The sequence below is a fragment of the Achromobacter sp. Root565 genome, assembly GCF_001427425.1.
Taxonomy (GTDB): Bacteria; Pseudomonadota; Gammaproteobacteria; order Burkholderiales; family Burkholderiaceae_B; genus Achromobacter; species Achromobacter spanius_D.
Genome location: NZ_LMGO01000001.1, coordinates 3159281 through 3182394, shown reverse-complemented (window position 1 = coordinate 3182394; position 23114 = coordinate 3159281). Strand labels below are relative to the sequence as shown.

Annotated in this window: 20 protein-coding genes; 7 read left to right on the top strand and 13 right to left on the bottom strand. The window is 66.4% G+C overall.

Going from position 1 to position 23114, the window contains the following annotated elements; genetic code table 11:
• Nucleotides 1-27: 27 nt before the first annotated feature.
• The 5 genes from hemE (at nucleotide 28) to ASD71_RS14220 (ending at nucleotide 7540) form a co-directional block, all read left to right on the top strand.
• A complete protein-coding gene (gene hemE, locus ASD71_RS14240; protein WP_056564891.1) occupies nucleotides 28-1101 on the top strand; it encodes a uroporphyrinogen decarboxylase in 1074 nt (357 codons plus the stop codon).
• A 351-nt stretch (nucleotides 1102-1452) separates the two neighbouring features.
• Nucleotides 1453-3543, top strand: coding sequence for a primosomal protein N' (locus tag ASD71_RS14235; RefSeq protein WP_056564889.1), 2091 nt, complete (start codon nucleotides 1453-1455; stop codon nucleotides 3541-3543).
• Nucleotides 3544-3785: 242 nt separating this feature from the next.
• A complete protein-coding gene (locus ASD71_RS14230) occupies nucleotides 3786-5849 on the top strand; it encodes a UvrD-helicase domain-containing protein (protein WP_056564886.1) in 2064 nt (687 codons plus the stop codon).
• Nucleotides 5850-5942: 93 nt separating this feature from the next.
• Nucleotides 5943-6797 carry a class II glutamine amidotransferase gene (locus ASD71_RS14225; protein ID WP_056564883.1) on the top strand — a complete coding sequence of 285 codons (855 nt, stop codon included), beginning with the start codon at nucleotides 5943-5945 and terminating at the stop codon, nucleotides 6795-6797.
• Between the two features lie 125 nt (nucleotides 6798-6922).
• Complete coding sequence (locus tag ASD71_RS14220; protein ID WP_056564881.1) at nucleotides 6923-7540, top strand: hypothetical protein; 618 nt, start codon at nucleotides 6923-6925, stop codon at nucleotides 7538-7540.
• Nucleotides 7541-7615: 75 nt separating this feature from the next.
• Here ASD71_RS14220 and dapD read toward each other — a convergent pair whose 3' ends face one another.
• From dapD to ASD71_RS14165, 11 genes are all read right to left on the bottom strand, one after another.
• Nucleotides 7616-8593, bottom strand: a complete 978-nt coding sequence (gene dapD / locus ASD71_RS14215; RefSeq protein WP_056564878.1) for a 2,3,4,5-tetrahydropyridine-2,6-dicarboxylate N-succinyltransferase — start codon at nucleotides 8591-8593, stop codon at nucleotides 7616-7618.
• 701 nt (nucleotides 8594-9294) lie between these two features.
• Nucleotides 9295-10425, bottom strand: a complete 1131-nt coding sequence (locus ASD71_RS14210) for a M20 family metallopeptidase (protein ID WP_056566913.1) — start codon at nucleotides 10423-10425, stop codon at nucleotides 9295-9297.
• 33 nt (nucleotides 10426-10458) lie between these two features.
• On the bottom strand, nucleotides 10459-11364 hold the full coding sequence (locus ASD71_RS14205) for a hydrolase (protein ID WP_056564875.1): 906 nt from the start codon (nucleotides 11362-11364) through the stop codon (nucleotides 10459-10461).
• A complete protein-coding gene (locus tag ASD71_RS14200; protein ID WP_056564873.1) occupies nucleotides 11364-12374 on the bottom strand; it encodes an ABC transporter ATP-binding protein in 1011 nt (336 codons plus the stop codon). Before ASD71_RS14200 ends, ASD71_RS14205 begins: the two co-directional genes overlap by 1 nt.
• A 3-nt stretch (nucleotides 12375-12377) precedes the next feature.
• A complete protein-coding gene (locus tag ASD71_RS14195; RefSeq protein ID WP_056564870.1) occupies nucleotides 12378-13355 on the bottom strand; it encodes an ABC transporter ATP-binding protein in 978 nt (325 codons plus the stop codon).
• Nucleotides 13352-14272: an ABC transporter permease gene (locus ASD71_RS14190; protein ID WP_056564867.1), complete on the bottom strand. Its 921-nt coding sequence runs from the start codon at nucleotides 14270-14272 to the stop codon at nucleotides 13352-13354. The genes ASD71_RS14195 and ASD71_RS14190 overlap by 4 nt, the downstream gene beginning before the upstream one ends.
• 6 nt (nucleotides 14273-14278) lie before the next feature.
• Nucleotides 14279-15256 (bottom strand): ABC transporter permease, encoded by a 978-nt coding sequence (locus ASD71_RS14185; protein WP_056564864.1) that lies wholly within the window; start codon nucleotides 15254-15256, stop codon nucleotides 14279-14281.
• A 61-nt stretch (nucleotides 15257-15317) separates the two neighbouring features.
• Nucleotides 15318-16301 carry a succinylglutamate desuccinylase/aspartoacylase family protein gene (locus tag ASD71_RS14180; RefSeq protein WP_056564861.1) on the bottom strand — a complete coding sequence of 328 codons (984 nt, stop codon included), beginning with the start codon at nucleotides 16299-16301 and terminating at the stop codon, nucleotides 15318-15320.
• 133 nt (nucleotides 16302-16434) lie between these two features.
• A complete protein-coding gene (locus ASD71_RS14175; protein ID WP_056564858.1) occupies nucleotides 16435-18048 on the bottom strand; it encodes an ABC transporter substrate-binding protein in 1614 nt (537 codons plus the stop codon).
• Nucleotides 18049-18423: 375 nt separating this feature from the next.
• Nucleotides 18424-18657, bottom strand: a complete 234-nt coding sequence (locus tag ASD71_RS14170) for a hypothetical protein (RefSeq protein ID WP_008161006.1) — start codon at nucleotides 18655-18657, stop codon at nucleotides 18424-18426.
• 121 nt (nucleotides 18658-18778) lie between these two features.
• Complete coding sequence (locus tag ASD71_RS14165) at nucleotides 18779-19627, bottom strand: NAD(P)H-hydrate dehydratase (protein WP_056564855.1); 849 nt, start codon at nucleotides 19625-19627, stop codon at nucleotides 18779-18781.
• 119 nt (nucleotides 19628-19746) lie between these two features.
• On the opposite strand from ASD71_RS14165, the gene ASD71_RS14160 reads away from it, so the two are divergent.
• Nucleotides 19747-20580 carry an enoyl-CoA hydratase/isomerase family protein gene (locus tag ASD71_RS14160; protein WP_056564852.1) on the top strand — a complete coding sequence of 278 codons (834 nt, stop codon included), beginning with the start codon at nucleotides 19747-19749 and terminating at the stop codon, nucleotides 20578-20580.
• Nucleotides 20581-20584: 4 nt separating this feature from the next.
• Here the strand turns inward: ASD71_RS14160 and ASD71_RS14155 are convergent, their stop codons facing one another.
• Complete coding sequence (locus ASD71_RS14155; RefSeq protein ID WP_056564849.1) at nucleotides 20585-21322, bottom strand: enoyl-CoA hydratase-related protein; 738 nt, start codon at nucleotides 21320-21322, stop codon at nucleotides 20585-20587.
• Nucleotides 21319-22290, bottom strand: coding sequence for a nitronate monooxygenase family protein (locus ASD71_RS14150; RefSeq protein ID WP_056564846.1), 972 nt, complete (start codon nucleotides 22288-22290; stop codon nucleotides 21319-21321). Before ASD71_RS14150 ends, ASD71_RS14155 begins: the two co-directional genes overlap by 4 nt.
• A 156-nt stretch (nucleotides 22291-22446) precedes the next feature.
• On the opposite strand from ASD71_RS14150, the gene ASD71_RS14145 reads away from it, so the two are divergent.
• Nucleotides 22447-23070 (top strand): TetR/AcrR family transcriptional regulator, encoded by a 624-nt coding sequence (locus tag ASD71_RS14145; protein ID WP_056564843.1) that lies wholly within the window; start codon nucleotides 22447-22449, stop codon nucleotides 23068-23070.
• Nucleotides 23071-23114 lie beyond the last annotated feature (44 nt).

Here is a 23114-nt window from a genome sequence, read left to right as displayed (position 1 = left end):
CACGGCTTCCGATCATCGAGGTTAGCCGTGTCTGCTCCCCGTTTGAAGAACGATGTGTTCTTGCGCGCCCTGATGCGCGAACCCGTGCCCTATACCCCCATCTGGCTCATGCGCCAGGCGGGTCGCTATCTGCCCGAGTACCGCGAGACGCGTGCGCGTGCGGGCTCGTTCATGGGGTTGGCGCAGAATCCGGACTACGCCTCGGAAGTCACGCTGCAGCCTCTGGAGCGCTACGACCTGGACGCGGCCATCCTGTTTTCGGACATCCTGACTGTTCCGCACGCGATGGGCCTTGGCCTGGACTTCGCCGAGGGCGAGGGCCCGCGTTTTGCGCATCCCATCCGCACCGAGGAAGACGTCGCGCGCCTGGCGGTGCCCGACATGGACAAGCTGCGGTACGTGTTCGACGCCGTCAGCACGATCCGGCGCGATCTTGACGGCAAGGTGCCGCTGATCGGCTTTGCCGGCAGCCCGTGGACCATCGCCTGTTACATGGTCGAAGGCAAGGGCAGCGACGACTACCGTCTCATCAAGACCCTGCTGTATTCGCGTCCCGATCTGCTGCACCGCATTCTCGAAATCAATGCCGAAGCCACGCTGCAATACCTGAACGGCCAGATCGCCGCCGGCGCCCAGGCTGTGATGCTGTTCGACAGCTGGGGCGGGGTGCTGGCCGACGGCCTGTTCCAGCAGTTCTCGCTGGCTTACACGAAGAAGGTCGTTGCCGGCCTGACCCGCGAGCACGAAGGCCGGCGCGTGCCGGTCATCGTCTTCACCAAGGGCGGCGGCCAGTGGATTGAAGACATCGCGGCCTGTGGCAGCGACGCGGTGGGCCTGGACTGGACCGTGGACCTGGCGGCGGCTCGCCGCCGCACGGGAGACTCGGTCGCGTTCCAGGGCAACCTGGATCCGATGGCGCTGTTTGGCGGTGCAAGCGCCATCCGCACGGAAGCGCGGCGGGTGCTGGATGCGTTTGGGCCAGTGGGCAAGGGCGGCCATGTGTTCAATCTGGGACATGGCATTTCCCGCTTCACTCCGCCAGAAGCTGTAGCTGAATTGGTCGATGAAGTCCACCAGTACAGCCGCGCCCTCCACGCGTAAGTAAGTGAACGCTTCGGCCCCAAGGGCCGAAGCAGATGGACCCCGCGGACGACTTGTGCACATTAAATCCGGGGTCGGGGAAAACCCTCCCCAAGCTGGCTTACAATCTCGAAACCGGCTACAAGTGCTTGTTTTATATCGGAAAATATCGCTTATCAACAGGGATGCAATAGTTTGTGCATTCTTGCCATATTCCATTTTCTGATGTTGCTCTCGCCTTTTCCCCAAAGTTATCCACAGGCGCCGGTGGATCAGTGGCGCCAAGGCAAGCGAAAATCCGCCAATGCTGCCCGGCGCTGTCCTCATCCTTTCGGCTAGTCCTATTTCAGTAGATGAATGTCCCCAGACTCCATGCCTGACGCGCAAGCGAATCCCGACACCGCAGCGGTGTGCTGGGTGCGCGTCGCGCTGGACGTGCCGCTGCCCGGCCCGTTCGATTACCGCAGCGACGCGCCGATTGCGGCCGGCTTGCGGGTGATCGTTCCGTTCGGCCGGCGCAAGATGATCGGCGTGGTCGTCGACAACCCTGCCGAGCCCTCTTTCGAGCCCAAGCAGATCCGGCCGATCGAGGCGGTGCTGGACGATCTGCCGCCATTTGACGAGGCCTGGTTGCGCATGGCGCGCTTTGCCGCCGACTACTATCAGCGGCCCCTGGGCGAGGTAATGCTGCCCACGCTGCCGCCGCCGCTGCGCAAACCCACGTCCTACCAGGGCAAGCGGTCCGGGGAAGGACCCGTGGCGCGCATGGATGCGCGCAAGCGCAAGACCGCGCGGGCGCCGGCCACGCCCGACCAGCCGCCGGCGCTGAACGAAGCCCAGGAGGCGGCGGTGCAGGCTATCGCGGCGCTCGGCGGCTTCAAGCCGGTGCTGTTGCATGGCGTGACGGGCAGCGGCAAGACCGAGGTCTATCTGCGCGCCGCCGAAAAGGTCCTGGCGGCAGGGCGGCAGGTGCTGCTGCTGGTGCCGGAAATCAATCTGACGCCGCAGCTCGAAGCCGCGTTGCGGGCGCGCCTGGAAGCGCTGGTCGGACCGGAGGGGCTGGCGGTGATGCACAGCGGCCTGTCCGACGGCGAGCGGCTGCAGGCGTGGACCCGCGCCCAGCGCGGCCAAGCGCGCATGCTGCTGGGCACGCGCATGTCGATCTTCGCGCCGCTGACGGAACTGGGCCTGATCGTGGTCGACGAAGAGCACGATACGTCCTACAAACAGCAGGACGGATTGCGCTATTCGGCGCGCGATCTGGCGGTGTGGCGCGCGCACGACCTGAACATTCCGGTGGTGCTGGGTTCGGCCACGCCGTCGCTGGAAACCTGGCAGCACGCCGAGCGCGGGCGTTACCTGCGCCTGACGTTGCCCGGCCGCGCGCGGTCCAACGAGCTACCCAAGATCCGCCTGGTGGATACGCGCCGCCTGCAGATGAAGCAAGGGCTGTCGCCCCAGCTCCTTGAAGCCATCGGCCAGCGGCTCGAGCGCAAGGAGCAGGTGCTGATCTTCCTGAACCGGCGCGGTTATTCGCCGGTGCTGCATTGCCAGTCCTGCGCGTGGGTCAGCAACTGCCCGCGCTGCACGGCCTTTACCGTGCTGCATCGCACGGACTTTCGCGGCCATCGCCTGCAGTGCCATCACTGCGGCTATCAGGCCCCCGTGCCGCGCGCGTGCCCCGAATGCGGCGACCAGGACCTGGCGCCCATGGGCCGCGGCACACAGCGCGTCGAGGAACACCTGGCCGAACTCTTTCCCGAGGCGCGGATCCTGCGCATCGACGCCGACAGCACGCGCAAGAAGGGCAGCGCCGAAGCGCTGTTCGCGTCCGTGCACGCGGGCGAGGTCGACATCCTGGTCGGAACGCAGATGGTAGCCAAGGGCCACGACTTTGCGCGGCTGGGCCTGGTCGGCGTGCTGAACGCGGACTCCATGCTGTTCGCCCACGATTTCCGGGCGCCCGAGCGCCTGTTCGCGCAGCTGATGCAGGTGGCCGGCCGCGCGGGCCGTCATCAGGGCAACGGCGAAGTGCTGATCCAGACCGGTTACCCCGAGCAGCCCGTGTACCAGGCCTTGCTGCGCCACGACTACGCGGGGTTTGCGCGCCACGCGCTGCACGAGCGCGAAAGCACGGGCTTGCCCCCTTACGTCTACCAGGCGCTGCTGACCGCCGAGGCGCGCGAGCTGAAGGTGGCCCAGGCGTTTCTGGAGCAGGCCCGCGTACTGCCCGAAGGCGAATGGGCGGCCGATTTTCCTGGCATGGACGCGATCATGCTGTACGACCCCGTGCCGCTGCGCGTGGTGCGCGTGGCCAACATCGAGCGCGCCCAACTGCTGGCCGAAAGCAGCAGCCGGCCGGCCTTGCAGGCGTTTCTTGCGTCGTGGTCGCACCACCTGCCCTACCTGGCCAACGAGGCGCGCGTGCGCTGGCAACTGGAAGTCGATCCGCTGGAAATCTGACGGACGATTGCCCCGTGCGACGATGCGCGGATCTGTCCCTTCGGCAACCCGCCGGTGCGTCATCGACCCGATTGTTCTATGATCGTCTTCCTCTATCGCACCGGCGCGGCAGACCCGCTGCGGCGACTGCGCCCGTCCCCTTTTTCTCGCGTTTTTCCGGCCCATTGACGGGCAGCGGCAGGCCCTTTGCTTGCCGGCTGCGCTGGCATGGCCGCCGCGACGCATGACGATCTGACTCTCCAATGTCCGCAACCGAACCGATTGGCCACGGCATGAATCCCGCGCAGCGGGAGGCGACGCTCTACCTGGACGGCCCGTGCCTCGTCCTGGCGGGCGCCGGCAGCGGCAAGACGCGCGTCATCACGCAGAAGATCGCCTACCTGCTGCGCGAATGCGGCTACATGGGCCGCAACGTCGTCGCCCTGACCTTCACCAACAAGGCCGCCCGCGAAATGGACGAGCGCGTGAAGACGCTGGTCGACCGCAAGCTGTCCAAGGGCCTGATCATCAGCACCTTCCACTCGCTGGGCGTGAAGATGCTGCGCGAAGAGGCGCGCAACGCGGGCCTGAAGCCCACGTTCTCCATCCTGGACGCCGACGACGCCATGGGGATAATCCAGGAACTGCTGGCGACCACTGACAAGGCGCGCCTGCGCCACGTGCAGGGCATTATCTCGTTGTGGAAAAACGCGCTGCTGGAGCCGGACGACGCCGCGCGCGAGGCCATCACGCCGGGCGATGTCGAAGCCGCCAACGTTTATCGCAGCTACGCCGCCACGCTGGCCGCCTACCAGGCAGTGGACTTCGACGACCTCATCCGCATTCCCGCGCAACTCTTGGCCAGCAACGAAGAAGTGCGCACCCGTTGGCAGAATCGCGTGCGCTACCTGCTGGTGGACGAATACCAGGACACCAACGTGTGCCAGTACCGGCTGGTGCAACTGCTGACTGGCCCGCGCGCCATGTTCACTGCGGTGGGCGACGACGACCAGGCCATCTACGCCTGGCGCGGCGCCACCATCGAGAACCTGGCCAAGCTGACCACCGACTACCCCAACATCAAGCTCATCAAGCTCGAGCAGAACTACCGCTCGGTGCAGCGCATTCTGGCGGCCGCCAACCAGGTCATCGAAAAGAATCCCAAGCTCTTCGAAAAGAAGCTGTGGTCCGAGCTGGGGGTGGGCGAACCCATCGTGGTGTCGGCCATGGACGGCGAGGAGCAGGAGGCCGAGTCCATCGCCATGAAGGTGTCCGCCGCGCGCTTCGAGCGCCAGGCGCAGTGGAAGGATTTCGCCATCCTGTACCGCAGCAATCATCAGTCGCGCATCCTGGAGCAGGCGCTGCGCAACCTGAAGATCCCGTACACGATCTCCGGCGGGCAAAGCTTCTTCGACAAGGCCGAGGTGCGCGACATCCTGGCCTACCTGCGCGTGCTGGCCAACGACGATGACGACCCCGCCTTCATCCGCGCGGCCACCACGCCCAAGCGCGGCATCGGCCAGGCCACGTTGCAGGCGCTGGGCCAGTATGCCGCCAGCCGCGAACTGTCGCTCCTGGCTGCCGTGGCCGAAACCGGCCTCGAAAGCGTCCTGGCGCCGCGCCAGCTTGAACAGCTGCGCACCTTCGCGGAATTCATCCGCCGCATGCAGTGGCGCGCCGGACGCGGCGCAGCCTCCGGCAAGGACGCGGCGCCCGCGGAACCGGCAGGCGCGATCCTCGACGACCTCCTCGAAGCCATCCAGTACGAGCGGCACCTGTTCGAACTCTTCGAAGAACGGCCCGCGCAAACACGGTGGCAGAATGTCCTGGAGCTGACCGGCTGGCTCAAGCGCAAGGCCGAGGAAGACAACATGACGCTCTTCGACTTGGTGCAGCACGTGGCGCTCGTCACCATGCTGGAGCGCGGCGAGGAAGAAGCGCCCGACGCCGTCAAGATGTCCACGCTGCACGCCTCCAAGGGCCTCGAGTACCCGCACGTGTATCTGGCGGGCGTCGAAGAAGGCCTGCTGCCTCACCTGGGCAAGGACGACGAAGTGGGCGATCCGGCGCGCGCCGCCGAGAACCTGGCGACCCGCATCCAGGAAGAGCGGCGCCTGATGTACGTCGGCATCACCCGCGCGCAGCGCAGCCTGAACCTGAGCTGGTGCAAGCGCCGCCGCCGCGCGCGCGAAGACCTGGTGCGCGAGCCATCGCGCTTCATCGAGGAAATGGGCCTGGGCGATGTGCGTATCCAAGAGGACGACGCGACCGCCGCCATGAGCCCCAAGGAGCGCATGGCCATGCTCAAGGCGCTGCTGAACAAGTAGGGGCCGAGTCGGGGCAAACGGCGCCCCGGCGCGGGCTTGAAGAAATGCGCGGGTCGCTCCTACACTGGCCTGTCCGGATCGAAGGAGCGCATCATGTGCCGTTGGCTGGCTTACACCGGTAGTCCCCTGCAGATGGAGAGCGTGCTGTTCAAGGCCAAGCACTCTCTGATCGAACAAAGCCTGCATTCCCGCCTGGGCGCCACCACCACGAACGGCGACGGTTTCGGGTTGGGCTGGTATAGCCGCGGCGTCGAAGGCCGGCCCAGCGAACCGCCGTTCCGCTATCGCAGCGTGCATCCGGCGTGGAACGACCGCAATCTGCGCGAGGCGGCCCGCGCCATCCACGCGCCGCTGTTCGTCGCGCACATCCGCGCCGCCACCGACACGCCCGCGCAAGAGACCAACTGCCACCCTTTTCGCCATGGGCAATGGCTGTTCGTGCACAACGGCCTTATTCGCGACTACCCGCTGCTGCGGCGTGATCTGATGCTGATGATCGCGCCCGCGTATTTCGGATCGTTGGAAGGCTCCACGGATTCCGAGGTGATGTTCCTTCTGGCGCTTACGTTCGGCCTGGACGAGGATCCGATCCCCGCACTTGCCCGCATGGTCGGCGCCGTCGAGGAAACCGGCCGGCGCCATGGCGTGGCGCATCCCATCAACATGACGGTGTGCGCGCTGGACGGCGAGCGGCTGATCGCGGTGCGCTATTCCAGCGAAGGCGACTCGCGCACGCTGTTTCACAACACCTGCGTGCGTCACCTGCGCGAACTCTACCCGGACAACGCGCAGATCGCCGCCATGGACGACGACGCCTTTCTGCTGCTGTCCGAGCCGCTGTCGGACATGGCCGGTGTCTGGGAAGAAGTGCCCGAGTCCACGGCGATCATCGCGGGACGCGGCGACGTGCAGCACCTGCGTTTCGCGCCGATTCCGCCGGGCGAGTGATTTTCGTTCAAAGTGCCGGAATTGGGGTCATCAAGCACGTATTTCTCATATGGGGGAGAATACGGCTCGCAAGACATTGCGACGTCCTGGGCCGCGAGAGCACCCCAATTCAATCAGGAAGTTGCATGACAGATAGAGAAACCCCGCAGGCCCTAGACGCATTCGCGGTGTTTACCCGCACGGGGAGCGCCCCGGATTGCTTTGAATTGCACGAAAACGGCGTTGTCAGCCAGGAAGGCGGCGCCCGTATCTACACCGCCTTTGCGGACATCCAGGACCTTTGCCTGTACACCGGCCAGCCGGACACGGCAGCAGGATCCGCCGACCGTCTGGCATACCGCAGCCCTGCGCAAGGCGCCTGGACGGTTGCCGCTGGCGTCGACGAATTTCCCGCCTTCATGGACGCCTTCCGCTCGCACTACGTGGCGCGCCGGCTGCCGGTTCTGGAGACGCTGACGGAGCAGGGCGAGCGCGTCACGTTCCGCTATGTCACCGGCGGCACCTTTCCGGACTTCGAAACGCGCGAAGTGTCCTTGTCGGCGCAAGGCCTGCACCTCGACGGCGTCACGTGGCCCTACGAGTCGCTGCAGCCCATCGATCTCAATGACTGGACCGACACGGTCACCCTGCAGGACGACAGCGGCAAGACGGTTTTCTCATGCCGCGTCGCGCGCATCCTGAGTTCCGATCTTTTCGTCAACCTGGTGTACAACCAGTTGGGGCAAACGGCGGAATACGCCTGACGCCCAGGCGCCGGCTCGGGGGACCGAGCGCACGGCGCATCACTGATATGGCCGCTCGCAGCGGCCATATTCCATTCAGTGGCCCGCATGCAGCGCGGGATTCAACGCGCCCCACGCTGCGGTGCGCACCAGCGCTTCCACCGCGCCGGTCTGCGAATTGCGGCGGAACAGCAGCCCGTGCTGGCCCGCCAGCGACACGGCCTTGACCACCGCGCCCTCCGGTGTCAGTACGCGCGTGCCGGCGGTGACGTAGCAGCCGGCCTCGACCACGCAGTCGTCGCCCAGCGAGATGCCGATACCCGAATTGGCGCCAAGCAGGCAACGCTTGCCGATGGACACCACCTGCTTGCCGCCGCCCGACATGGTCCCCATGATCGACGCGCCGCCGCCGATATCGGTGCCGTCGTCCACGATCACGCCCGCGCTGATGCGGCCTTCGACCATGGACGCGCCGAGCGTGCCAGCGTTGAAATTGCAGAACCCTTCATGCAGCACGGTAGTGCCCGGCGACAGATGCGCGCCGAGCCGCACGCGCGCCGTGTCCGCGATGCGCACGCCACTGGCCACGACGTAATCGGTCATGCGCGGAATCTTGTCCACGCCGCGAATCTCCAGCACTTGCCCGGTGGCGCGCAGATGCCAACGCAGCGCGTCGACCTGATCCACCGCACACGGCCCCACCGACGTCCACGCGACGTTGGCGAGCACGCCAAACAACCTATCCAGATTGGCGCCATGCGGCCGGATGAGCCGGTGACTGAGCAGATGCAGACGCAGATAGGCGTCATGGGCATCGACGGGCGGTTCGTCGAGCGATGAAATGGCGGTGCGCACGGCAACGATATCGACCTTGCGGCGCGTGTCCCGGACAAGGGCCGTGGCAACGTGCTCGCCCAGCGCGGCGCGGGCTTCCTCCGGCGTCAGATGACGCGTCCCGGTGGGCGGGGCGTTGTCGGCGATCGAGGGACGCGGATACCAGGTGTCAAGGATGGTGCCGTCGGCGGCTAAGGTGGCTAGGCCGTAGGCGATGGCGCTGGTGGGGGCGGCGTGCATGGGGGAGGGTGATGGCGATTTTGGTGGGCGACATTCTAGGCGAATGGGCTTGGATGTTGGTGGTATTCGGGTGGCGGCGTCTTTTGTCTGCGTCTGGGGCTTCAACTAGGTGTCAGACACCCACCGCTGCCGGTGTCTGACACCCTTGGGAGACGCACATGGTATGACGTGAATCTCACCAGGGTGTCAGACACCTGGAGAGCCACAACTTGCCGACCCCCGTACGCGCCGCCCATCGGGCACTGGAGTTCGATGGACGGTTAATGCCGTCTGTGCCTGAACCTGGCGAGAGCGTCTGCCGCTGCCGGTGTCTGACACCCTTGGGAGACGCTCATGGTATGACGGGAATCTCACCAGGGTGTCAGACACCTGGGGAGGGTGTCAGACACCTGGGGACTTGCCGACCCGTACGCGCGGCCCAGCGGGCACTGGAGTTCAATTGACGGTTAATGCCGTCTGTGCCTGAGCCGGGCGAGAGCGTCTGCCGCTGCCGGTGTCTGACACCCTTGGGAGACGCACATGGTACGAAGCGAATCTCACCAGGGTGTCAGACACCTGGGGCAGAAGCAGCCACACGCGAAGCGTCATCGCCACGACGCAAGACACCGCGTAAGTCCCCGAAGGCCGCCCGCCCCAGGTCCACGCCGCGCCGGGCGTCCAAAGAACTGAACCCTTCGCACAACCTGCCCAAGAAAAAAAACTTAAGCCAAATCCCGCAGCAGCAATTCCCAAAACTTCAACCGCTGCTCCAACGTAGACACCAGCACATACTCATTCAACGTATGCGCTCCATCCCCATCAGCTCCCAACCCATCGAGCGTCGGAATACCCATGGCCGACGTGAAGTTGGCATCGCTGCCGCCACCCGTCATCGGCGCATCCTCAAGCAGAAAGCCCGCGCGGTCCGCAAAGCCCTGCACCAAGGCCAGCAACGCAGCCGCCTCCTCAGTCTTCACCATCGGCGGACGGTTCAGTTCCACGTCGATGTCCAGTTCAACGTCCGGACCCACCGCGCACAGTTCACGCATCCGGCGCAGCACGTCTTCCGCGGCTCCCATGTCCGGCACGCGGAAATCCACCACGCAGCGGCACAGCGCCGGGACCGTGTTGGTGACCGTGCCGCCCGCGATCGTGCCCACGCTGACCGTGATGCCGCGGTCGTAGTCGGTCATGGCTTCCAGTGCCAGCACCTGATGCGCCATTTCACGAATAGCGCTGCGGCCCTTCTCGTGTTGCATGCCCGCGTGGGCCGGGCGGCCCTTGACGTTCAGGTTCAGCATGCCCGTGCCCTTGCGCGCCGTGACGCACTTGCCGCCGTTGGGGCGGGCCGGTTCGCAGACCAGCGCGTACTTCGCGTTCGCAGCGAAGCGTTCGATGTGCGCCCGCGACGCGTGGCTGCCCGTTTCTTCGTCCGGGACCACCAGGAAGTCCACCGGCAGTTGCGTCGCACCCGGACGCGCCACGCCCGCCAGGGCCGTCAGCGCCAGATAGATGCCCGCCTTCATGTCATAGCTGCCCGGTCCGTAGAGACGGTCGCCGTCGATACGCACCGGGTTCTCCAGCAGCGTGCCGACCGGATGCACCGTATCCATGTGCGCCAGGATCAGGATGCCGGGACGCGTATCGCCCGGCGCGCGGTTGGTCGCGTACAGCAGCGGCCCCGTCGTGGGGCCCAGCGACGACAGCTCCACCGTCAGGCCGGCGGCGGCCGCGTAGTCGGCGATGATGCGCGCCATCGCGGCGATGCCTTCCGGGAAGTTCGACGGCGACTCGCATTTCAGCCAGCCTTGGATGCCGGCGACGATCTGTTCAGTGCTTTGGGTGTTGGACATGGCGGTATCGGATTTCAGCAATGGAAAAGGGATTCAGGCGACCTGCTGGCCGGCCAGACGGGCCAGTTCGGCATCGTCGGGCATCTTGCCGTCGAACCACAGGCTGGCGCAGACGGCCGACATCGCGCGGCCGTCGTGGCCGATGCCGGGCACCACCTGCAGCTTCCAGCCAAACGGCACGCCGCGGCGCTCGGCTTCCTTGCGGCCGAACTCGAAGTAGTTCTGCGCGCGGGCAAAGCGGTGCGGGCCCTGGCGCATGGCGGCGGGTTCGGACGGCAGGTTGGGATCGTTGGTCTCGATGTCCTTGTCGCCCGCCAGGATCGTCATCGGGTAGGCCAGCAGCTTCACCAGATGATCCTCGGTCAGCCCCACGCCGTCCATGCCTTCGGGATAGGGATGATCGAACGTCGGCAGCGTGTACCAGCCGGGATTGCCCGCCGTCACTGCCTTGAAGTGCGCATGCGGCTGGCTGCTCATCAGGCGGTGTACGAATTGGCCGCCCGCGCTGTGGCCGAACAGGTAGACGTTCTGCCCGTCGGTGATTTCGCCGGCGATCATGTCCTTGATGACGTTACCCACCAGCGCGTACGTCCAGCCATCGATGTGGCGCGGATTGCCCCCGGCCGAAAACACGCGGCCGTTGTTGTAGCTCTCAACGCCCGGCCAGATCTCGTTCGAGAAGGTCAGCGCCACGATCAGCAGCTTGTGCTTGTCCGCGGCCTCGACCCAGAAGTCCCGGTATTCGTCGCCGTTGCGCAGCACGCCGTGCTGCACGAAGACCACCGGGCGGTCCGGCGTGTAGCCGTAGGGGCGGTAGGTCTGCAGCTTGAACGGACGGTCGTGGTTGCGGTCCTCGTCCACGTACAGGATGGCGTTGCGGCCGGCGTGGCCCATTTCGATGGCGATGCGGTCCACGTTGGACATATCGGAAGGTTTCATCAGGCGCTCGCTTCGTTCAGGTGGCAGGCCGACCAGTGGCCGGCCGAGATTTCTTTCAGGGCCGGCGCCACTTCGCGGCAGCGCGGCATCGCGTGGGGACAACGGGGATTGAACGTGCAGCCGGAAGGCGGATTCAGCGGCGACGGAATCTCGCCCTTGATCGGCGTGAACTTGCGGCCGCGGCGCGCCACGTCCGGCACTTCAGCCATCAAGGCCTGCGTGTATGGGTGGTTGGCGCGGGCAAAGATTTCGGCAGACGTCGAGATCTCGACGATCTTACCCAGATACATGATCGCGACGCGGTCCGAGATGTGCTTGACCACGCCCAGGTCATGGCTGATGAACAGGTACGTGAAGCCGTGCTGCTCGCGCAGGTCCATGAACAGGTTGATCACCTGCGCCTGAATCGACACGTCCAGCGCGGCGACGGGTTCGTCACAGACCAGGAACTTGGGCGCCACCATCAGCGCGCGGGCGATGCCGATGCGCTGGCGCTGGCCGCCCGAGATCTGGTGCGGGAAGCGGTCGCGGTATTCCGTGTCCAGACCCACTTCCGTAAGCGCCTGGTCGATGCGGCCGGGAATATCGGCAGGCGGCGCCAGCTTGTGGACCTTGAGCGACTCGCCCAGGATCTGCCGCAGCCGCTGACGCGGGTTCAGCGACGCCTGCGGATCCTGGAAGATCATCTGCACACCGAGCGTGTACGCCAGCTTGCCGGCGCCGCGCAGGCGGTTCGCGTCCTGTCCTTGGTACAGCAGCTCGCCTTCGGTCTGGCGGTGCAGGCCGGCCACGACGCGTCCCAGCGTGGACTTGCCGCAACCGGACTCGCCCACCAGGCCCACGACTTCGCCGCGCTTGATGGACAGGTCCACGCCGTTCACTGCGTACACGGTGCGGCGGTCGATGGGGCGGCCGGTCAGGGCGAGGATGCGTTGGGCCAGGTCAGGCCGTTGCTCGAAGCGTTTGTGGACGTTCTTGAGCTCGATGACGGGGGTATCGGCTTGGCTCATGGCTTACTGTGCCTCGCGGGCGATCGGCACGTAACAGCGATAGCTGCGCGAACCTTCGGTGGTGACGGAGGGGGCTTGCTCGGTGCAGCGCGTGACCGCGTTGGTGCAGCGCGGCCGGAACGCACAGCCCGACGGACGGCCGGCAAGGCTGGGCGCCATGCCGTTGATCTGGTGCAGGCGCGCGCCCGGCTGTGTCGCGCCAGGCATGGAGTCCAGCAGGCCCCGGGTATAGGGGTGGCGCGGCGCATCCAGCACCTGTTCGACGGGGCCGCTTTCCACGATGCGGCCGGCATACATCACGGCCACCCGGTCCGCCAGCTCGGCCACCACGCCCAGATCATGGGTGATCCAGATCAGCGCCGTGTTGTGCTCGCGGCAGATCTGCTGCATGCGGTACAGGATCTGGCCCTGGATGGTGACGTCCAGCGCGGTCGTGGGCTCGTCGCAGATGATAAGGTCGGGCTTGTTCAGCATCGCAATGGCGATCGCCACGCGCTGGCGCATGCCGCCCGAGAATTCGTGCGGATAGCTCTTCAAGCGCGTCTCCGGCGACGGAATGCCGACCATGGCAAGCGCCTCGCGGCAGCGTTCCTCGGCCTGGGCGCGTGGCACGTCCTCGTGCGTCAGGATGGCTTCCATCATCTGCTCGCCGATGCGCAGCACCGGGTTCAGCGTCATCAGCGGATCCTGGAAGATCATGGCGATGCGATTGCCGCGAAGCTGGCGCATCTGTTCTTCGGACAGCTTGCGCAGGTCCGTACCCTTGAACTTCACCTCGCCGTCGACGACTTCGCCCGGCGGGTCGATGAGACCCAGCAGCGAAAAGCCCGTAACGGACTTGCCCGAACCGGACTCGCCCACCAGACCCACGATCTCGCCACGGCGCACGGTCAGATCGACGCCGTCGACCGCCAGCCACGCGCCGGCCTCGGTATGGAATGCAGTGCGCAGGCCGCGCACATCAAGAAGAATGTCGCTCATGCTCGGCGCGGGTCCAGGGCTTCGCGCAGGCGATCGCCCACGATGTTGATGGAGAGGATGAGAACCAGGAGCGCAATGCCCGGGAACAGGCTGATCCAGTAGTCGCCCGACAGCAGGTATTGGAAGCCGTTGGAGATCAACAGACCCAGCGACGGTTCGGTGATCGGCACGCCCACGCCCAGGAACGACAGCGTCGCTTCCAGCGCGATCGCGGTGGCGATCTGGATGGTGGCGAACACCATCACCGGGCCCAGGCAGTTGGGCAGGAGGTGAAACAGCATGATGCGCCAGGCCGGAAAGCCCAGGTTGGCGGCGGCCTCGACGTATTCCTTGCGGCGTTCCTGCAGGGCGCGGCTGCGCATGATGCGCGCGTAGTGCCCCCATTGCACAAGGACAAGCGCCAGGATCACCTTGTCGACCCCTCGGCCCAGCACCACCAGCAGCACCAGCGCCACCAGAATGGTCGGAAAGCCCAGGATGAAGTCGACGATGCGCATCAGCACGGTGTCGACCCAGCCGCCGATGTAGGCGGCCACCAGGCCGATCGCGCCGCCGATGGCGGTTGCCAGCACGACGGCGGACAGGCCCACCATCAGGCTGATGCGCAGGCCATACAGGATGGCGCTGAGCATGTCGCGGCCCTGATCGTCGGTGCCCAGCCACGCGATGCTGCCGTCCATCAACGCCTGGCGTGGTGCGAGGCGTCCGTCCATGAGCGACAGGTTGGCCAGATCGTACGGATTCTGCGGCGCAAAGAAAGGCGCGAAGACCACCAGGATGATCAGGACGGACAGCGCGATGACGGAGCCGCGCACCGTGGGGCGCGCATGCAGTTTTTTCAGAATGGCGGCGCGCCGGGGCGTCTCGGCCAGAGGCTGGACGGTGCGGGTGCGGCCGGGATTGGGAGAGTTAGCCATGGCGGTTCAATGAGCGGGGGCCACGAGCTGCACGCGCGGGTCGAGCGCGGCGTACAGGATGTCGACAACCAGGTTGATGATGACGAAGATCAGCGTGACCAGCATCACGTAGGCAACGACGACGGGGCGGTCGAGCTGGTACACGCTGTCGATCAGCAGCTTGCCCATGCCGGGCCATGCGAACACGGTCTCGGTGATGGTCGAGTAGGCGATCAGCGTGCCGAACTCCATGCCGATCACCGTGACCACCGGGATCAGGATGTTGCGCAGGATATGGCGGCGCACGATGCGGCCGGGCTTGACACCCTTGGCGCGCGCGAACTTCACGTAGTCCTGGCTGCGGGCTTCCACCACGCCGGAGGCCGTCAGGCGCAGCACCAGGGCGATGTTCGCCAGCGCCAGGTTGATGGCGGGCATGATCAGGTGCGACCAGCCGTCGGCGGTCAGGATGGACAGGCGCACGCCCAGCACGGTCACCGTGTCGCCGCGGCCGGTGGCCGGCAGCCAGCCTAGCCAGACGGCGAACAGCAGGATCAGCATCATGCCCTGCCAGAAGTTCGGCAGCGAAAAGCCCAGCACGGACGAGGCCATGATGCCGCGGCCCACGTACTCATCGCGGTACAGGCCCGCGACCAGGCCCAGCGGAATGCCGATCACACAGGTCAGCATGATCGCGACGATCACGAGCTCGAACGTGGCCGGAATGCGCTGCACGATCAGTTCGATCGCCGGGATGCCGTGCACGAACGAGGTGCCCAGGTCGCCGTGCAGCGCGCGCCACAGGAACCCGGTGTACTGCTGCCACACGGGCAGGTCCAGGCCCAGGCGGGCGATCATCGCCTCGCGCGCGGCCTGGCTGGCTTCAGGGCTGACCAGCAGTTCGATCGGGTCGCCCACGGCATACACCGCGAAAAAGACCACGACCGACACGGCCAGCAGCACGAACAGACTCTGTATCAGTCTGCGTAGGATGAACAAGGCCACGAGATGATTTCCTTGGTGGGCTCAGGGTTGGGGAAAAGCCGGGGGGTTGGCAGGCCGTTCGTCAGGCAATCGGCTGTGCCAGGCGCACGACGGTGACGCCGGGCCGCAGGTTGGCGGTGGACGGCATGATGAGCACGCAGTTGTCGTACGGGGTGGTGACGGGTTCGCCTTCCGACCAGCCGATGACGGTGCCTGCCTGGGGCAGCATCTCCAGCCCCTTCCAGGCCTCGGCAAAACGGAAGTCGGCGCTCTTGGCGGCGACGGCGTGTGTGACGCGCAGCGCACGCTGCAGGGGGGCGCCGGGCGCGAACCAGGCGGTGGGGATGTCGCTGCGGTCCACCGTGCCGGCCTGCACCAGAAAGCGCGCCATCTGATCGGCGGCCACGCCGCGCGCCTCGGGGGCGCCGTGGAAACCGCATTCAATCAGCAGGGACCGAGTGCCGTTGTCACCGGCTTCGCCAAAGCGGCCGAAATCGCGCATGCGAACGCCGGCGGCATGGCCGGCGTCGGCAATGATGGTGGCGGGATTGCCCAGGGACAGCGCCAGATCGATGTTGCGCTGTTCCAGGCCGGTCAGCTGCAGCGGCACGTCGGAATTGCTCATCGAGTGGAAGTCCAGCAGCCAGTCGGCCTCTTCCACCCACGGGCGGAGTTCGGCGGCGCGGCGGCGCTCTTGCGTGATCGGCGCGGACAGCTTGTCCTCGCTCCAGACGCGGTTCATGTCTTCGTCCACGAAGCGCGCGGGGGCGTAATTGCGGGAATCGAAGCGGTCGAAGGCCGCCAGGTTACAGAACGCCAGCGTCAGCGTGCCGCGGCGCGGGCGCAGGCCGGCGGCAAGCAGGTCCTTCAGCGCCCAGGCGCCGCACAGCTCGTTGCCGTGGATCAGCGCGCTCAGCATCACCCGCTTGCCGGGCGCACCGGAATCGAAATGCCAGACGCCGGGCGTATCGGTGTTGCCCAAGCGCTCGGCCGACAAGTCCGGACAGGCCAACAGGAAAGGACGGGGGGCAGGGGCGGACGAAGACGGGGGCAAAGACGTGGGCATGACGGTTCCGATGAAGCGAGACGATTGTAGGGGATGGGGCGGGGGGCTCGGGTAAAGCGGGGCGTAATTGCGCCGGCAGAAGGCAAAACGGCTGCGCGAGGCAGCCGTTTCTTCTTTACTCAGCCCTGCCGGCTCACTTGGCGTCGGGCTTGACCGAGGTGGCCAGGGTGTACTGGTCGCGGCGGCCTTCGTACGAGATGCCCTTGCGGAAGGCCCAGATGCTGCTTTCGAAGTGCAGCGGGATCAGCGGCACGTTGTCCAGGGCGATCTGGGTGGATTCCTGCAGCAGCTTTTCGCGCTTGGCGGGGTCAACCGTCACGATGGCCTGCTTGTAGACCTTGTCGAAGTCGGCATTCGAGAAGCCGCCGTAGTTGCTGGTGCCCAGGCTGACGGGCGAATCCAGCGTGGCAACCCACAATTGGAACAGCGCCGATGCTTCACCCGTTTCCGCCGGCCAGCCGCCCATCGAGAAGCTGAACTCGCGCTTGGCGCGCTTGGGGAAGTAGATGGAGGCGGTCATCGCGTCCACGTTGGTCTTGATGCCGACGCGCGACAGATACTGTGCCACGGCTTGGGCGACCTGGCCGTCGTTGACGTAACGGTCGTTGGTGGACGACAGCGTCAGTTCAAAGCCATTCGGGTAGCCGGCTTCGGCCAGCAGCTTCTTGGCGCCTTCGGGGTCGTACTTGATTTCCGGGGCCTTGGGCAGCGCGCCGAACATGCCGTCGGGCATGAACTGGAAGGCCGGGGTCGCCATGCCGTCCATGATGCGGGCGGTGATGGTCTTGCGGTCGATGGCCATGTTGATGGCCTTGCGCACGCGCAGGTCCTGCAGCGGGTTCTTGCCGTCGGCGCTCTTGACGAACGGGCTCGGGTTGCGGCCCACGTCCGGCTGGAAGAACACCAGGCGGGTGGACGGCGTGGCCACGAAACCGAACTTCGGATTGTCCTTCAGACGCGGCAGGTCACGCGCGGCGGGGTTTTCGATCATGTCGAAGTCGCCGGACAGAAGACCGGTCAGACGCGGGCCGGCGGAGGGCACCGGCACGAACTTCACTTCCTTCCAGTGCGGCTTCTCGCCCCAGTAGTTCTCGTTGCGGACCAGCTCGATGCCGGTGCCCTTGACGTAGGACTTCAGCATGTAGGGGCCGGTGCCGATGGCGTCCTTGCCGTTGTTGAAGTCGACCACTGTGGGCCAGGCGCCCGTCACGCCGCAACCCTTCTTGGGGTCGTACGTGAGTTTGCCGTGTTCGACGATGCCGTTCCAGATGATCGGCAGCGAGCGGGCCAATTCTGCCGGCATCAGGGGGAAGGGTTCGCCCGTCTTGATGATGACGGTGTGCGCGTCCGGCGTCTGGACGTCGGTGATGCGCTTGGTCATGTCCATGTAGGACTGCGACACGTTGGTTTCGTTGTTCAGCGTGCGGCAGATCGTGAACAGCACGTCTTCGGAGGTGAACGGCTTGCCGTTCGAGAACTTGACGTCGTCGCGCAGCTTGAATTCCCAGGTCAGGTCGTCCAGGTTCTTCCAGGAAGTCGCAAGCTGGGGCACCAGCTTCATGTCGGCGCTGCGGCCCACCAGCGAGTTGTAGACGTGCGCGGAGAACGCGTCGTTCTGCGTCATCTTGTGATAGTGGGGGTCCGCCGAGGTGGGTTCGGCCGACAGGCCGATCTTCAGCGTCTGGGCTTGGGCGGCTGCCAGGGGAATGGCGGCGGCCACAAGGGCCAGGGTGGTGCGCAACTTCATGGTGACAACTCCGGATGGGGAACGAACCGGATCGTGCAGGCGGCCACGCGCGCCAGGGGACGACTGCGTCGGCCAGGGGGCTTGCGGGGAATTGTCGCCAGGGCACGACGGCAAGGGGCCGATTATCGGTAGGGGGTTCGCGCGCTGTCAATGCGCAGCGGCAATCGGGGCGCTAGGGAAAACGCCGAGAGGGAAGGGAGAGAGGGCGTCGCGCGGTCCCTCTTGGGACCGCTTACGACGCGATGGCGCCGGTGAGGGGACGGGCGCCGAAACGTTGCGGCGGGCGCCTGGGGAGGGCCAGGCGGGCGCTGCAACGGCAGCGCGCCAGGCTGATTCGCGGGAGATCGGTCGCGATTCAGCCTGGCGCGGCTGTTATTACCACTGCGATCCGGAGAAACGCGAGCTGGCGGCGCGAGCCTTGTTCATCGATTCGTTCACTTCGTCGATGAAGGCAAAGACGGCGGCAACAGCGGCTGCTACGGATTGACCAGCCTTCTTCAGGCTGGTCAGCGGGTGAGAATTCGGTTGGTTTTCGAGAGCGCCGCGGAGCAGGTCACGCTCCAGCGCGTCGGTCAGGCGGGCAGTGTTGTTCAGGGTCAGTTCGCTCATGGTTTGGCTCCAGTCCGTTTCGTCATGGGGTAAACCATTATAGGGATAACCCTAGAACAATAGCAATGCTCTTTTTAGGGAAAACCCTAGTATGTTGTAAAAATGTTTGCGGGACATGGACTTAGCCCTGGTTGCGCAGGGCGCGGGCGGCGTCGGCAAGCTCGCCGGCCGTCAGGCCGATGGGGCCGACCCCCTGGGCGACGAGGGCATCGGCGGCGGCGCCGTGCAGCCAGATAGCGCCGAGCACAGCTTGGTCCAGCGGCAGCTTCTGTGCGATCAGGCCGCCCAGCATGCCGGCCAATACGTCCCCGGTTCCGGCAGTCGCCAGGCCCGGATTGCCGGTGGTGTTGATGTGCAGGCCGCCGTCCGGGGCGCACACCACCGTGCCGGCGCCCTTAAGCACCACCCACGCCTGAAAGCGCTGCGCCAGTTGCCGGGCGGCGGCGGGGCGGTCGCGCTGGATGGCGTCCGTGCCGACGCCCAGCAGGCGGGCGGCTTCCGCCGGGTGCGGGGTCAGCACGACGGGGCCCGCGCCCCAAGTGGGACGGATTTCGCCGCGGGCGAGCAGGTTCAGGCCGTCGGCGTCCAGGACCAGCGGCGCGTGCCGCCGCAGGACGAACAATTCGGACAGGGCGTTGGCGGGAAGCGCGCCAGTGCCGATCCCGCAGCCGGCGACCCAGGCGGTCACGCCCCAGTCCTCTTCCAGCAGCGAGCGGAAGTCGCGCAGCATCAGTTCGGGCTGCAACGGGTCGCAGGGCAGGGGCAGCGTTTCCTGCACGAAACCCACCAGCACCTTGCCGGCGCCGGTCTTCAGGGCGGCGCGGGCGGCGAGCAGGGCCGCGCCCGTCATGCCGGGACCGCCGCCCACCACGCCCACGGTGCCGAAGCTGCCTTTGTGCGAGTCGTCTGCGCGAGGCGCGAACAGGGCGGGCAGCGCGGCGCGGTCAATGGGAACGGCGGGGGTGTTCATGGGGTGAGGCTCCGGGGGGAAATCGTCATGGCGGGTCGGCCGTATCCACTATAGTGCGCAAAAACGCGGCCGCCTTGGGGCGGGGCGCGAACAACCAAAGACGAGACCCGGAGCAGACAATGACCGACATCACGCTGGAACACTATTCGGCCTACGAATCCCTGAAGCTGCGCCGCCACCCGGGCGGCGTGCTGGAACTGATCATGGGCGCCAAGGGCGGCGTGCCGGGCAAGCTGTCCACGGCCGACGACCGGATGCACCGGGAACTGGCCGACATCTGGCGCGACATCGATACCGATCCGGACACGCGGGTCGTGGTGATCCGCGGCGAGGGCAAGGGCTTCTCCGGCGGCGGCGATCTGGATCTGGTGCAGCAGATGGCGGACGACTTCGACGTGCGCACCCGCGTCTGGCGCGAGGCGCGCGACCTGGTCTACAACATCATCAATTGCAGCAAGCCGATCGTGTCGGCCATGCACGGCGCGGCGGTGGGGGCGGGGCTGGTGGCCGGCCTGCTGGCCGACATCTCGATCGCGGCGCGCGACGCGCGGATCATCGACGGCCACACCCGGCTGGGCGTCACGGCGGGCGACCATGCCGCCATCGTCTGGCCGCTGCTGTGCGGCATGGCCAAGGCGAAGTACTACCTGATGCTGTGCGAGACGGTGTCGGGCGAGGAAGCCGAACGCATCGGCCTGGTGTCGCTGTGCGTGGACGAGGCCGAGCTGATCGCCAAGGCGTTCGAGGTGGCCAACAAGCTGGCGGCCGGATCGCAGACGGCGATCCGCTGGACCAAGTATTCGCTGAACAATTGGCTGCGCATGGCCGGACCGACCTTCGACACGTCGCTGGCGCTGGAATTCATGGGCTTTGGCGGCCCGGACGTGCGCGAGGGCATCAATTCCCTGCGCGAACGCCGGGCGCCGAACTTCCGGCCCGACTCGCCGTTCTGACGCGTTATTTCTTGAAGAACTTGGCGAATGCCGCCTGCGCCTCTTCGGTCTGCAGGCGGGCGCGGAACTGCTGGGCTTCGTAGTCCAGCGTCTCCTGGATGGCCTGGCGGTCCGCCCGCTTCATCATGGCCTTGGTCAGGCGCAGGGCGGCCGGCGGCTGGCGCGCCAGGTCGGCGGCGGTGGCCTGTGCGGCGGCGATCGCCTGCCCCTTGTGCGTCACCGACGTAGCCAGGCCGGCGTCCTCCGCCTCCTGGGCGGAAAACGCCTTGCCCTGCATCAGCCATTGCGCTGCCCGCCGTCCCACCAGGCGCGGCATCAGCAGGCTGGACGCGCCTTCCGGACACAGCCCCAGGGCGACGAACGGCATGCGCAAGGTCGCGCCTTCCCCGATGTGGACAAAATCGCAATGCTGCAGCAGCGTCACGCCGATGCCGATGGCGTAGCCCTCGACCGCGGCGATGACCGGCACGTCGGCCGTGGTCAGCGCGCGCAGGAACGTCAGCCCGGCGCTGTCGCCCGCTCCGCGTTCGGCCTGAAAGTCGCGCAGGTCGTTGCCCGCCGTGAAGTGTTCGCCCGCGCCCGTCAGGATGACGGCCGACACCGCCACGTCCGCGCTGGCCAGGGAAATCTGCTCGGTCAGCGCGGCATAGGTGGCGGTGTCGAGCGCATTGCGGCGATCCTGGCGGTCGATCGTCAGCGTGAGGACGGCGCCATCCCGCGCCACCTTCAGGCCGGCGCTCATGCGTGCGGTCCCGCGGCCAGGCGGGCCTTTGCCTCGGCGTATTCATGCCGCAGCGTGTCGACGATCTTGCTGGTGGGTTCGACGCTAGCGATGCCGCCCACGCCCTGGCCGGCGCCCCAGATGTCCTTCCAGGGCTTGACTCGGGTGGTCCCGAAATTGGACGCTCCGGTGTCCGGCGCGGGCAGGTTGGCCGGATCCAGGCCCGCGGCGGCGATGCTGGCTTTCAGATAGTTGCCCGGAATGCCGGTGAAGAAGGGCGTGTACAGGATGTCCGACGCGCTGGCCTCGACGATCGCGGACTTGTAGCCGTCGCTGGCGTTGGCTTCCTCGCTGGCGATGAAGCGCGTGCCCATGTAGGCGAAGTCCGCGCCCATGGCTTGCGCGGCCAGGATGTGCGCGCCCGAGGTGATGGCGCCCGACAGGATCAGGGGGCCGTCGTAGAAGCGGCGCACCTCGGAAATCAGCGCGAAGGGGCTGAGCGTGCCGGCATGGCCGCCCGCGCCCGCGCACACCAGAATCAGGCCATCGACGCCGGCTTCCAGCGCCTTTTCGGCGTGGCGGATCGTGGTGACGTCATGGAAGACCTTGCCGCCCCAGTCGTGCACGCCCTTCACCAGGTCGCCGGGGGCGCGCAGGCTGGTGATGATGAGCGGCACCCGGTGGCTGGCGCACACGGCCAGGTCCTGCTCCAGGCGGTCGTTGGACTGGTGGATGATCTGGTTGACGGCGAACGGCGCGACGCGGGCGCCGGGATTGGCCTCGCGGTATGACGCCAGGCCGGCCTGCACTTCGTCGAGCCAGTCGGTCAGGAGCGTCTGCGGGCGCGCATTCAGCGCGGGAAATGACCCCACGATGCCGCTCGTGCACTGGGCGATGACCAGCTTGGGATTGGAGACGATGAACATCGGGGCGCTGATGACCGGCAGGGACATCTGGCCATACAAATCAGTCACGAGGGGATGGGGCATGGGGCGTCGTCTCGTCCTAGGTTTTTGGAGTATATTAATTACCTACCGACCGTCCGGTAATTAATTAATCTTTATTTAACGGCATGCGCGGAAGGGCTGTCAATTGCGGTTCGCCAGAACCCGTCGGCCCCCGCGCGGCCCCTGCCAAAGGCGTCCATGGGCATCACCCCCCAACCCGTTCAGAAACGTGCCCGCGCGGGCCGGCCGCCCACTCTGGCCGCCCCGCGCGAACGCATTCTGGAAGAAGCCGCCAAGCTGTTCGCGCGCAGCGGTTACGACGGTAGCTCGATTTCCGACCTGGCCGGCGCCATCGGTGTGTCCAAGGCGGCCATCTATCACTATTACCCCACCAAGCAGGACATCTACGACGCCATCATCCTCGAGGTGCTGGAGGGCCTGACGCACACCGTCGGCCGCGATGTGGCCGGCGCCGAGGGCGGGGCGGCCCGCCTGCGCGCCTTCATGGTGGGGCATGCCCGGTATTTCGAGCAGCACCACGCCCAGTTCGTGACGATGCTGATCGGCTATTCCGGCATGGCGCTTTCCGAGCGCGACGATGCCGCCCGCCTGCGCGACAACTACGAAAAGCAGTTGCGCGAGGTCATCGCGCAGGGCGTTGCCGACGGCGCGTTCCGTCCGCTGGATGTGGCCGCCACCGGCCGCGCCGTGCTGTCGATGCTGAACTGGATGGTGCGCTGGTACAAGCCCGGCCAGGGCGACAGCGCCGAGTCCATCGCCGACGGCTATTTCGATCTGCTGGTGGGCGGCATGCGCGCCTGAGCCCGCCGCCACACCCATTCCCCGACCTGTATCCGCTCAAAGAG